Origin of the sequence: Cellulomonas sp. (genome assembly GCF_965229465.1) — a bacterium.
Taxonomy (GTDB): Bacteria; Actinomycetota; Actinomycetes; order Actinomycetales; family Cellulomonadaceae; genus Cellulomonas.
Window position 1 is genome coordinate 3,879,769 of sequence record NZ_OZ245882.1, and the last position, 11,498, is coordinate 3,891,266.

Below are 11,498 nucleotides of genomic sequence, written 5' to 3' on the forward strand. Positions count from 1 at the left end.
GCCGATTCCTCCGTCTCAGGTCCCCGCGCGGTCATCCGGTGGTGCACTGCGTGTCGAGCGACTCCGCCAGGGCAGCGAAGGCGTCCCGCACGTCGTCGACCGCCGCTGACACCAGCGCCGCCGCGGAGTCTTGGGCCTCCGAGCCCGCGGCGAGCTGGAGGTCGTCGACGGCCGTGCGCAGCCGGGAGGCCGCGGCGTCGAGGCGGTCCTCGGAGAGCGCCTCGAGCTGGTTCAGCTGCGCCTTCGCCGCGACCGCCTTCGCCGCCACGCTGGCGGGCTCACCGCCGGAGTCGACGAGCTCGCGCAGGTCGTCGACCGTGGCGGTGAGCGCGGCGTAGCTCACGCAGGGGTCCTGGTCGGCCGGCTCGGAGCACCCGGTGACGGTCGCGGCGGCGACCACGACGACACCGAGCCACGCGACGGGCCGCCTCATCGGGTGGCTCCGGTGACGATGGCCAGGAGCACCCGGCAGGCGAGGACCATGTCGTCCACGGCGATGTGCTCGGAGGTCGCGTGCTCGTCGACCATCCCGGTCGGCAGCGCGACGCAGGGGATGCCCTTGGCGTTGAAGAAGTTCCCGTCGGTCCCGCCGCCGGACTTGCGCGGCACCACGTCCAGGCCGACCGAACGGATCGCGGCTGCGGCCTCGCGGTAGGGCACGGCGTCCTCGTCGATCTTGTAGGTCTGGTAGATCGTCTCGATACCGAAGTCGACGGTTGCACCGTGGCGGTCGGCGGCGACCTGGCACGCGTAGCGCATGGCGTGGAGCTGACGGTCGAGCTTGCCCTGGTCGTGGCTGCGTGCCATCCCCTCGAGGACGACCGAGCCGGGCACGATGTTGCGCGCCTCACCGCCCGTGAACGTCCCGATGTTCGCGACCGTCTCCTCGTCGATGCGCCCGAGCGGCATCGCTGCGACGGCCTCGGCGGCGACCTTGACCGCATTGATGCCCTTCTCCGGCTCGACACCGGCGTGGGCCTTCCTGCCGACGAAGGTGATGGTCAGGTACACGGACGTGGGCGACCAGTAGGTGATCGAGCCCATGGCCCCCGCGGTGTCGAGCACGAACCCGTGGCTCGCCTCCAGCAGCTCCACGTCGAGCTGCCGCGAGCCGACCAGGCCGCGCTCCTCGCCGACGGTGACGACGAACTCGATCGTGGGCGCGGTGTCGTCAGGGTGCTCGCGCAGGAGCGTCAGGACCTCCAGGCAGCCCGCGATCCCGGACTTGTCGTCGGCGCCGAGGATCGTCGAGCCGTCGGTGCGGACGACGCCGTCAGACCCCACGACCGGCACGATGCCGCGATCGGTCCCCGCGGTGTCCATGTGCGTCGAGACGAGGATGGTGCGGCCGGAGTCGCCGGGACGGACGGCTACGAGGTTGCCGACGTGGTCTCGGCGGACGGCGCAGCCCAGGTCGGTGAACCGGGCTTCGAGGTCGTGCCCGATCGCCTCTTCGTGACCTGTCGGACTGTCGATCGCGACGAGGTCGAGGAACGTGCGAAGGAGTCGCTCGCGATCGACGCCGTCCCGCAGCACCGTGACCATCTGGTGAGAATGGCAGCCGTCCGGGTAGGTGGTCCCCATCCTCGACCGGGTGGGGCGGACCGCGAAGGCCCGCCGGGCGTCGGTGCTGGTCATCGACCGACATGTCCGCAATGATCGAGTTCGAGCAGATGCTCTTGCTGGTCAAGGGGGGGTCCCGTGACGCGCAGCGGATCGAGCGGGCGTCATCCCGCCGAGGCCGTGACATCGGTCTACGGGGCGCGGCTCCATGCTCCGCCCAACCCGGCGCGCTACCTCCGACGGCCTCGCCTGGTCGAGCTCCTCGACCAGGCCACGTCCGCACCCATCACGGTGGTGGTGGCGCCCGCGGGCTCCGGCAAGACGTCGCTGCTCTCCGACTGGCTCTCCTCCGCAGCCGTCCCCAGCGCGTGGCTCTCGGTCGACGAGACGGACCGGGACGGCGGCCAGTTCTGGGCTGATGTCACCGTCGCGCTCGGCGAGCTCGTCGACGGGTGGGAGCCCACGGCGCGAGGCGCGCGCCGCCCTGGCTCACCGGAGGCCGCGGTGGCGGTGCTCGTTGCCGGGCTGGAGCAGGTGGACCATCCGGACCCCGCGGTGCTGATCATCGACGACCTCCACCTGGTCGACGACGACGACGGCATCGCCCGGTCGATGGCGCACTTCCTGACGTCGATCCCCGCGTGGCTCCACGTCGTCCTGCTGTCGCGGCGGACGCCGAAGCTGCCCGTCGACCGGCTCCGCGTCCGCGGGCAGCTCTCCGAGGTGCAGTTCGCCGAGCTCCGGTTCTCCCCTGAGGAGGCCGAGTGCATGCTGGCGCGGCTGGACGCCTCCCTGGCACCGGATCAGGTCGGTGAGGTGGTGGACGGCGCCGGTGGCTGGGCCGCGGGTCTCCAGCTCTCGGCGCTCGCGTCACGGTCGGACAGGGCGCAGCCCGCAGCCATGCCTCGAGCAGACACGCGGGGGCTCCTCTTCTCCGACTACGTGTGGCGTGAGGTGCTGGGAGCCGAGCGCCCCGACGTGGTCGACGTCCTCCTGGACACCTGCGTCTCCAAGCGGACGGATGCGTCGCTGGCTGCCGCGCTCACCGGGCGCAGCGATGCCGGCGAGCTCCTGCTGGAGGCCGAGTCGCGCGGCCTGTTCGTCACCAGGCTCGGACCGTCGGGATGGTTCGAGGTGCACTCGGTGGTCCGGGACGAGCTCCTCGCCGAGGCCACGCGCCGGTCGCCGCAGAGGGTGGCCGCCCAGCACGCACGCGCCGCGCGATGGTTCGAGGACGCCGACGAGGTGGCCACGGCCCTGGAGCACTGGATCCTCGCCGGCCGGCCGCGTGACGCGCTGCGGCTGCTCGCCGGGCGCGTCGAAGAGCTGTACGACTCGGGGCGCGAGGCGACGATCGCGCACACCCTTGCACTGATCCCGCTCAACCTCGCCTCGACGGACCTCCAGGCCCTGATCGAGTTCGCGTGGTGCCACCTGCTGGTGGACAAAGCCCGCTTTCTCGAGACCGTCCGGGCCGGCGCGCGCAGGGAGCACCGTGACGGAGACGCTCGCCCGCAGGTCGGGCGGCTGACGATGCTGCAGTCGATCGCCGCCGCGGTGACCGGCGACTGGGGCCGGAGCCGTGAGCTGACGACGGAGTCGATGGCCCTGCTGGGGGAGGACGTCCGCTCCGACGAGCTGGGGCGGTTCGGATGGAACATGCTCGCGCGCGAGGTGGCGCTCGACGAGCGGTGGGACGACGGCTCCGGGCCGCTGGAGCAGATCCGGCTGGAGCTCGGCGCGGACCCGGAGCGCCGGCTCAGGTACGAGGGCATCCACGCCTTGGGTGAGGTGCTCGCGGGTCGTCCGGTGGATGCGCTGCGCATCGTCGCCGGCGTCCGCGACGTCGTCGCGGTGGGCTCGATGACGATCCTGTCCGCAGAGCTGGGTATCGCCGAGGCGATCGCCCACCGCGAGCTCGGCGACCGAGCACGAGCGGTGACGGAGCTGATGTCCTCCTCCCCGCCGTGGCGCGACCCGGTCACGCACGCGCAGTGCCTGGCGATGCTCCAGCTGACCGAGCTCCGGATCGACGACGGGGATCTCGCGGCTGCCGACGAGTGCTTCGAACGCGCCCACGAGTTCGTGCGCAGCGAGTTCGCGGGATCGGGTGGCCTGACGTGGCTGGCGCGGACGGGGACCGTCCTGTGCCTCGCCGCCGGTCGGGTCGAGGATGCCCAGAACTGGGCTGCGCAGGTGGACGACGGCTTCTGGGGCGGGGTGTCGCTGGCCCGCGTGCAGCTCGCCGTAGGCGATCGGGCCGGCGCGGAGGCACTGCTCGAGACGGTGCTGCCGCGCTGCCCGCGCCACGAGGTGGTGCGCGACCTGCTGCGTGCCCGGGCGGCAGGGTCCCGTGCGCTCGCCCTGGAGCGGGCCGCCCGCGCGCTCGCCCTGTCGACCGGCGTCGGGCTCGTGCAGACGGTCGCCGCCGAGGGCGCCGACGTCCTCGAGCTGCTCGAGGTCCAGGCCGTCATGGCTCCCGCGACCTGGCTCGACCGGGTCAGGAGAGCCGCGTCACCGCACGCGGCGACGTCCGTGGCCGACCCGAGCCCGCCGGGAGAGCACCTCACCGAGCGCGAGCTCGGCGTCCTGCGGATGCTGCCGAGCCGGCTGACGCTTCCCGAGATCGCCGACGAGCTGTACATCAGTGTGAACACGCTGAAGTTCCACCTCAGGGTCATCTACCGCAAGCTGGGTGTCGGCTCCCGGTTCGAGGCGGCCGACATCGCCCGTCACCTCCACAGCGACAGCAGACCGCGGGTGAGCGGGACGCCTCGCTGGGGCTGACGGGCCGCGCTCACCCCGTGCAGGGTGGTGTCAGCCCACCTGGGACCACCCGACGATGACACGGTGATCCCTCTCCTTCGCCGCGGACGAGTCGATGAGTGACGCGGCCGGCCGGAGCCCGGTGCACGACGCACCCGACGCCGACCTGGTCGAGTACCTCGTGGTCGTCGTGCCCGACCTCGGGGCGCTGGACCGACTGGTCCCCGCTCTCAGAGAGCTGGTCGACGCCTCGGCCATCCGGATCATCGATCTGGTCTGCGTCACCAGGAGCGCGCAGGGCGGCGGACTGACGGTGCTCGAGCTCGAGGACGTCGAGAGCCTGGCGGGTCTGCGCGACGTCGAGGGAGAGGTCGGGGGACTGCTCAGCGCCCACGACATCGCGACCGCGTCGCTCGCGGTCGGCCCTGGCTCGTCCGCGGTGGTGCTCCTGGTCGAGGGCCGCTGGGCGGCGCGCCTCTCGATGGCGGCCAAGCTCGCGGGCGGGCGGATCGTGGGGGGCGAGCGGATCGCCAGGCGTCGCGTCCAGACCGCGCTCGAGTCCCACACGTCCTCGCCCGGGGGGGAGTGGTGAGAGCAGATGCACCGAGTTCCCGGATCCCGCACCGAGCACCCCGACCTGCTCACCCGCACCCGGCCGGCGAACCCGCCGGAGGACCCGTGGGCCGCCCTGCTCGTCGACCCGGCCGCCCAGCTGGCCGAGCTCGCCGACCTGGTCGAGCGCGGCCTCGCCACCCCGGACGAGTTCGAGCGCCAACGAAGGAAGGTCTTCGGCGACAGCGAACCCACCACCAGCACCACCACCACCACGACGACCACCACGATCGAAGGGTTCGACCATGAGTGAGCACCGCAGCGGGTTTGCCGTCGGCGTGACCGTCTTTGCCGCGACGATGTTGATGGTGACCGGTGCATTCCAGGTCATGCAGGGGCTGGTCGCGATCTTCGACGACACGTTCTACGTCGTCGGCCAGGAGTGGATCTTCTCCTTCGACGTGACGACGTGGGGCTGGATCCACACGATCGTCGGTGTGCTCGTCGTCTTCGCCGGCATCTTCGTCCTCGGCGGTGCGGTGTGGGCTCGGACCGTCGGCGTGATCGTGGCGTGCCTCAGCGCAGTCGTGAACTTCGCCTGGCTGCCCTACTACCCCGTGTGGTCGGTCGTGATCATCGCCATCGACGTGCTGGTGGTCTGGGCCCTGACCGTTCATGGCCGGGACGTCCTCAGCTAGGAGATGCCGTACCCCGCAGGACCACCCGATCGAAGGGAATCGACATGACTGACCACCGGAGCGCTCGGGTCGGCGGCGAGCTCACGCTCGCCCGGGTCGTGGCGTCCGTCGTGACTGGCGGTCTGCTGCTGCTCGCGACCGGGTGCACCGACCGGCCCGAACCGTCCGACGTGGCCATCGCGCAGGCGGACGTGACGGCCAAGAAGGAGGCGTTGGCCGACGCCGAGGCGGAGGCGGCCGACACGGCCGAGGCGTTCTGCGCAGCGAGCTCGACCTACATCACCGCGCTGGACCGCTACGGGGACGTGCTCAACCAGACGGCGACCACGGTCGGCGACGTCCGCGTGGCCGGCAAGGACCTCACCGATCCCGCGGCGGAGACCAAGGACGCAGCGCAGGCTGCGGTCGACGCCCGGGCGGCGCTCGCCGAGGCGCAGGCCGACCTCGCCGATGCCGAAGCCGTGCTCGCGGCCGCGCAGGCGACGGCTTCAGGCCTGCCCGCGCCCGAGGCGACCGTCGACGACACCGCGAACCCGACCGCGTCGGCCGCTCCCGCCAGCGTCACCCGCGTCCAGCAGGCCGAGGCCGAGTTCGCCGACGCCCAGGCCGGGATCACCGACGAGACCCCGTTGCCCCAGGCGGCGGAGCAGTTCAACGCGGCTGCTGTCGCACTCGAGATCGCGTGGATGCGGCTCTTCGCCGACTCCGGGTGCCTCTCCGACGAGCAGCAGGTTCAGGCGAGCGCGGCAGTGGTTGCCTACACCGTCGCGCTCCAGCAGTCGCTGAGCGACGCCGGGTACTACGCAGGCGGGATCGACGGGATCTACGGCCCCCAGACGGTCGCCGCGGTCCAGGCCCTGCAACAGGCCAACGGGCTGCCCGAGACCGGGACGATGGACAAGGCGAGCGAGGCTGCACTCCGAGCCACCCTCGAGGCCCAGGGCGGTGCCGCTGCCGCGGCCGCGGCGGCCTCGACCGCGGCGCTGCAACAGACGCTCAAGCTCGCCGGGTACTGGGACGGACCTGTCGACGGTCAGTGGACGGACGCGCTCACGGCCGCGGTCGGCGCCGCGCAGACGGACCTGGGCGTCCCGGTCACCGGAACCGTCGACGCCGCCACGATCGCGGCGTTCCAGAGCGCTCTCGCGGCCGCCGGAGAGGAGCCGTCACCGGAGCCGTCGCCTACGGAGTCGACGGACAGCTGAGCACGCGTCGCGGTTCTCAGGCCTCGGAGGCGTCGGTGGGTCGCCGGTCCGCGAGATCGAGGCGCATGACCGGCCGGCTCGGGTAGGTGCGGCCGATCTCGTGGAAGCCGGCAGCCTCGAACATCGCGAGTGTGCCGGTGAACACGGCAGAGCCGGAGACCTTGGCGGCGTGGAGCCGTCGGACGTCGACCGGGTGACCCTCCACCGCCGATGCCCCGTGCCGACGGGCGTGCTCGACGGCGGCCACGAGAAGCGCTGTGCCGACACCCGCGCCGCGATGCTCGCGGCGAACCGCGAAGCAGGTCACCCACCACACCGCTGGATCGTCGTCGAGCACGCGTTGCAGCGCGCGGTTCCGCAGAACCCCCGGCAACGTCGTCCGCGGGACGATCCGGGACCATGCCGCTGGTGCGTCGTCGACTTAGGCGACGAGGCCGACAGGAACGCTGGCCGTCTCGATCTCCCGGTGCAGCTCCGCACGATTGCTCGGCTGGTCGTGAGTGCGAAATCGCTGACACCAGCAGGAGTCGGGCGTCGACGCGCCGAACGCCGCGACGACATCGTCCCAGCGTTCTGGCGACGCGGACTCGACGTGCACCGTTCGACGGCCGCGCGTCATGCCTGGCAGACCCGGTGCGGACTCGACCCGACGCTGGACTCGCTCATGCGCCAACCTCGACTCTCGGTCGTGTCGCGGCCCGTGCTCCCACCGCACCGCGTGCGGGAGCTCGTGGACTGTGCCGACGCTACCGTCGAGCGGGAGGGCAAACGAGCCCGGTTGCAGAAATGCACCATCCCCGCGGCTCCGTGACCTGCGGTTCCGTCGGGGTGGCACCGCGGGCCGCACACCTTGCGTGAGTCGTCGATGCCGCGTCTCTAGGGTTGGGGCGTGACCGGAGACAGAGAGTTCGCCACGGCCCGGGAGGCCGCCAACGATCCGCGCATCCTCATGTTCGGCAGGTTGCTCGGAGCTGCGAACCGGCTGGAGTTTCTCCTCGGCCGCGCGCTGGAGGAGGGGACGGGACTGAGCCACTCCTTGTACGAGCTCCTCCTGGTGGTCGGGCGGGCAGGTCCGGGTGGCATCGCCGGCCGGGACATCGCTCAAGCCAGGGTGTTGACCTCCGGCGGAGCCACCCGGCTGGTCGATCGCGCATCCGCGCAGGGTCTGGTCGCGCGTCACGCGTCTCCCGACGATGGGCGGGTGCAGCTCATCGAGCTGACCCCCCGGGGCGAGGAGCTCCTCGTTGCGGCGAGCGCCCTCCACGCGCGCAACATCGAGCGGTACCTCATCGATGTCCTGCCACCCGATCAGGCTGCGGTGTTTGCTGAGGCGATACGGACGCTGAGCAAGAACGCGGCGACTGCACTGCCCGTCATGCCGTGATCGGCGTCCTTGGATGGAATAGCTGACTAGTCAGCCAATGTTGGATGGGCATGCGGCGCGACGCGCTGCTGGCCTCGGGTCCACCGAGTGCCGACGAGGAAGGAACTGCCCCCATGTCGCTCGACTACCAGGTGTTCGATCTCGACTTCCCAGCGGGCTCGCCGAACAAGTCGGCGGTCCTGGTCACCGGTCCCAACGAGGCGCTGCTGGTCGATGCCGGCTTCACCCGCGCCGACGGCCACCGCTTGGTCGCGGCGGTCCTGGACTCCGGCAAGACCCTGACCACCGTCTTCGTCAGCCACGCCGACCCCGACTTCTACTTCGGACTGGAGGTCGTGGCCCACGCCTTCCCGGACGCCAATCTCCTGGCCACGCCGATCGTCATCGAGCACATCCAGGCGTCGTTCGAGGGAAAGCTCAAGGCCTGGGCCGCGCTGGGCGCCAACCTGCCCACTCGCCTGGTCCCGCTCACCCCGCTGGCCGCCGAGTTCCTCGAGGTCGACGGGCACAGGCTCCAGCTGCGCGGGGGATCGGCCCTGCTGCCGGACCGGCACTACCTCTGGAGCGCCGACGACCGCGCCATCCTCGGTGGTGTGCTCGTCTTCCAGCAGGAGCACGTGTGGACGGCCGACACCGCGACCCAGTCGCAGCGCGCGGCATGGATCGACCTGCTCGACCAGATGCGAGCGCTCGACCCGCGGCTCGTCGTCCCCGGCCACCGGCTGCCCGGCACCGCGAACGACGCGAGCGCCCTGGACTACACACGCACCTACCTGCAGGACTTCGAGCGGATCCTGGCCGAGGCCGCCGACGGCGCCACGGCCACCGCCGCACTGGTCGGCGCCTATCCGAGCGCCGGGATGCTGATCGCCGCCCAGCTCGGACCGAAGGTCGCGAAGGGGGAGATGACGTGGGGCTGACCGACGCCGCCGGTCCGGTGAGCTCGACCTCGCCGCGCGATGTCGTGCGGAGGCAGTACCTCGCGTCAGCCGCCGGTGACCTCGACGCGCTGCGGATGACGCTGGCCCCGGATGTCGAGTGGACCGAGATGGCCGGCTTCCCGCTGGCCGGCACGTATCGCACCCCGGACGGTGTCACCTCGCACGTCATGGAGGTGCTCGGGCGGGACTGGGACGCGTGGACGGCTCACGACGACACCTACGTCGTCGATGGGGAGGACGTCGTCGTGCTCGCCCGGTACACCGCCACCCACCGGACCACCCACAAGGCGCTGGACGTGAGGGTCGCCCACCACTTCATCGTGCGCGGGGGCCTGATCGTGCGGTTCGAGCAGTTCGTCGACACCGCACTGGTCGCCGAGGCCGCGCGTCCGGATGGGGTGTGACGCGGAACCTCGGTCGCGTGGGAGGGGCGGTCGGAGCGCTCCAGCTCCGGTCGCTCCTCCGTCGGTCTTTACCGATGGCGTCGAGAAGTCGTCGACCCAGGCTATGTCGGTCGAGGTGAGCGCCTGCCGCGGACGGAGACGACTCCTCCGACGACTCGATCGGCCAGCGGACCGGGTGACCCGCATCTCTTCGGACTCCGTCACGTCGACGTGGCCGAACTCGATGCCCGTCAGGTCTGCTGCCTCCACGGCGGTGCGCAGGCGGTCGGTTACCAAGTACACCGGGAACGTGGTCACAAGGTCGTCCCCGAGCCAGCCGTCGGTTCGTCACCGAGTCGACTCACGACCGGTGGGTGGACGCTGCTGTCCAGGATGGTCGTCGGTCCGAACCCGCCAGCGACTTCAGGCTCCAGCTCGTACTCGCTCATCAGGGCTCCATGGGTGGTCGGAACCCGGATCCGTCACGCAGGTCAGGTTTTGTTGCGTAGTCCAGGAGTTGCTGCACAGTCAGCGGTGAATCGGGCGAGAAGTCCGCGTAGAACCGATTCCACTCGTTGCGCAGCGCGCAGAGGTGCATCCGCGAGCTGATGTCGTGCGGGATGCCGCGCAGGTTCTCCAGCGAGTGGATCTGCGGTTCGGTCACCAGCCCCGGACCTCCGCGGGCGTCATCCCCACTCCGGTGTCGCGTACCTCCACCAGCGCACGGCCACTGTCGGATGTGGCCGCCAGGTGCACCTCGCCTGTTCCCACTGGTTTGGCGAGGTAGTCGTCCGCTCCGGCGTCCAGACCGGCCGGCGCGGCGCCGCGGAGCATCCAGAGCGGTCAGCAGGAGGATCGGCACCGCTGACCCTTCGGCACGCACCACCCGGCGCACCTCGATCGTGCTCAGCCCGGGGCAAAATCACGTCGAGGACCACCGCGTCGTCGGCCTCCATCTGCAGCGCCTCCAGCGCATCGTCTGTGGCCGCCTCATCGGTCGCGTACCCGGACTCGGCCAAGGTCTGGATCAGCACACGCCGAAGTCGCTCCTTGTCCTCCGCTACCAAGATCCGCACGGGGGTCAGCATCGGTGCGCCTATCTGAGAACTGCCTGAGTAGTGCCGAGGCTCTCGCTGGACTGGATGGACTGTCCACGTCGTCGGTGGATCCTGGAGCGAGTCGCCCGACGTGAGCGATCGCTCGTCGTACCGTTCAGGCGTGGAGCGAGCGCCAGGTGGGGCACGTTGACCGCCGCGCCCGTGGGGCAGCTGGCTATCGCGTTGAGCGCGCTGCTCGCGATCACTCTGGCGACGCTGACCCTGGCCCGTGTCGATGTGCGTCGCGACGCAGTCGTCGCGGTCGCCCGAGCGGCGGTGCAGCTGACAGTCGTCGCACTTCTGATCGGCTGGGTGTTCCGGCATCCCGGCGCGACCGCGCTCTACCTGGCACTGATGCTCGGCGCGGCGACCTGGACGTCGATGCGTCGGATCGGGTTGGGTCCTACGTCGTTCGCTCCGCTCCTTCTGGCGATCTGCGCAGGTGCGACGGCGGCGATCGTGCCAGTCCTGGCCAGCGGAGCGTTGCCGACGCGGGCCGAGACGGTCGTCCCCTTCTCCGCTCAGATCATCGGTGGCGCGATGACGGCAGCCAGCCTGACGGGAGGCCGGCTCAGGGACGACGTGACCGCTGAGTGGGGCATCGTCGAAGGCTGGCTTGCCCTCGGGGCGACCCCTCGTGCCGCTGTCGCGGTCCAGGCGAGGCGTGCCGTCGCCCGTTCCCTCGTCCCGGCCCTCGACCAGACCCGGAACGCCGGCATCGTGGTGTTGCCGGGTGCGTTCGTCGGCCTGCTACTGGGCGGCGCATCCCCGGCGGAGGCGGCTCAGGTCCAGCTGCTCGTGCTCGTCGGCTTGCTCGCTGCCGAGTCCGTCGCTGCGGTCGTCACGGCGAGTCTGCTGGCTGGACGCGTCGGGGCCAAGCGGCCTGGTGCGGACCGAGCCTGAATGATC

General features: G+C 71.1%; 13 protein-coding genes and 1 pseudogene. 9 read left to right on the forward strand and 5 right to left on the reverse strand.

The window, feature by feature from the left end; translation table 11 throughout:
• Positions 1–31: 31 nt before the first annotated feature.
• Entirely contained in the window at positions 32–433 is a 402-nt protein-coding gene (locus ACO06A_RS18305) for a hypothetical protein (protein ID WP_421733622.1), read from the reverse strand.
• Complete coding sequence (locus ACO06A_RS18310) at positions 430–1,638, reverse strand: M20/M25/M40 family metallo-hydrolase (protein ID WP_421733623.1); 1,209 nt, start codon at positions 1,636–1,638, stop codon at positions 430–432. Before ACO06A_RS18310 ends, ACO06A_RS18305 begins: the two co-directional genes overlap by 4 nt.
• A 63-nt stretch (positions 1,639–1,701) precedes the next feature.
• On the opposite strand from ACO06A_RS18310, the gene ACO06A_RS18315 reads away from it, so the two are divergent.
• The 5 genes from ACO06A_RS18315 (at position 1,702) to ACO06A_RS18335 (ending at position 6,784) form a co-directional block, all read left to right on the forward strand.
• Positions 1,702–4,350, forward strand: coding sequence for a LuxR C-terminal-related transcriptional regulator (locus ACO06A_RS18315; RefSeq protein ID WP_421733624.1), 2,649 nt, complete (start codon positions 1,702–1,704; stop codon positions 4,348–4,350).
• A 94-nt stretch (positions 4,351–4,444) separates the two neighbouring features.
• The gene (locus ACO06A_RS18320; protein WP_421733625.1) at positions 4,445–4,921 is read left to right on the forward strand and encodes a hypothetical protein; all 477 of its coding nucleotides are present in this window, start codon (positions 4,445–4,447) and stop codon (positions 4,919–4,921) included.
• Positions 4,922–4,927: 6 nt separating this feature from the next.
• Positions 4,928–5,194, forward strand: a complete 267-nt coding sequence (locus tag ACO06A_RS18325; protein WP_421733626.1) for a hypothetical protein — start codon at positions 4,928–4,930, stop codon at positions 5,192–5,194.
• Positions 5,187–5,579: a DUF7144 family membrane protein gene (locus ACO06A_RS18330; protein ID WP_421733627.1), complete on the forward strand. Its 393-nt coding sequence runs from the start codon at positions 5,187–5,189 to the stop codon at positions 5,577–5,579. Before ACO06A_RS18325 ends, ACO06A_RS18330 begins: the two co-directional genes overlap by 8 nt.
• Before the next feature lie 44 nt (positions 5,580–5,623).
• On the forward strand, positions 5,624–6,784 hold the full coding sequence (locus tag ACO06A_RS18335) for a peptidoglycan-binding domain-containing protein (RefSeq protein ID WP_421733628.1): 1,161 nt from the start codon (positions 5,624–5,626) through the stop codon (positions 6,782–6,784).
• A 16-nt stretch (positions 6,785–6,800) separates the two neighbouring features.
• On the opposite strand, the gene ACO06A_RS18340 is transcribed toward ACO06A_RS18335, so the two are convergent.
• Positions 6,801–6,929, reverse strand: coding sequence for a hypothetical protein (locus ACO06A_RS18340; protein ID WP_421736118.1), 129 nt, complete (start codon positions 6,927–6,929; stop codon positions 6,801–6,803).
• A gap of 117 nt (positions 6,930–7,046) precedes the next feature.
• Positions 7,047–7,121: pseudogene (locus ACO06A_RS18345) on the reverse strand (GNAT family N-acetyltransferase); the annotation flags it as partial.
• Between the two features lie 552 nt (positions 7,122–7,673).
• Between ACO06A_RS18345 and ACO06A_RS18350 the strand changes: the two are divergent.
• The 3 genes from ACO06A_RS18350 (at position 7,674) to ACO06A_RS18360 (ending at position 9,513) form a co-directional block, all read left to right on the forward strand.
• Positions 7,674–8,168 carry a MarR family winged helix-turn-helix transcriptional regulator gene (locus ACO06A_RS18350; RefSeq protein ID WP_421733629.1) on the forward strand — a complete coding sequence of 165 codons (495 nt, stop codon included), beginning with the start codon at positions 7,674–7,676 and terminating at the stop codon, positions 8,166–8,168.
• A 113-nt stretch (positions 8,169–8,281) separates the two neighbouring features.
• Positions 8,282–9,088 (forward strand): MBL fold metallo-hydrolase, encoded by an 807-nt coding sequence (locus ACO06A_RS18355; RefSeq protein ID WP_421733630.1) that lies wholly within the window; start codon positions 8,282–8,284, stop codon positions 9,086–9,088.
• Positions 9,079–9,513, forward strand: coding sequence for a nuclear transport factor 2 family protein (locus tag ACO06A_RS18360; protein ID WP_421733631.1), 435 nt, complete (start codon positions 9,079–9,081; stop codon positions 9,511–9,513). The genes ACO06A_RS18355 and ACO06A_RS18360 overlap by 10 nt, the downstream gene beginning before the upstream one ends.
• Positions 9,514–9,940: 427 nt before the next feature.
• On the opposite strand, the gene ACO06A_RS18365 is transcribed toward ACO06A_RS18360, so the two are convergent.
• A complete protein-coding gene (locus tag ACO06A_RS18365; protein WP_421733632.1) occupies positions 9,941–10,156 on the reverse strand; it encodes a hypothetical protein in 216 nt (71 codons plus the stop codon).
• 580 nt (positions 10,157–10,736) lie between these two features.
• Here ACO06A_RS18365 and ACO06A_RS18370 point away from each other — a divergent pair.
• A complete protein-coding gene (locus ACO06A_RS18370; protein WP_421733633.1) occupies positions 10,737–11,492 on the forward strand; it encodes an ABC transporter permease in 756 nt (251 codons plus the stop codon).
• The last annotated feature ends 6 nt before the right edge of the window (positions 11,493–11,498 follow it).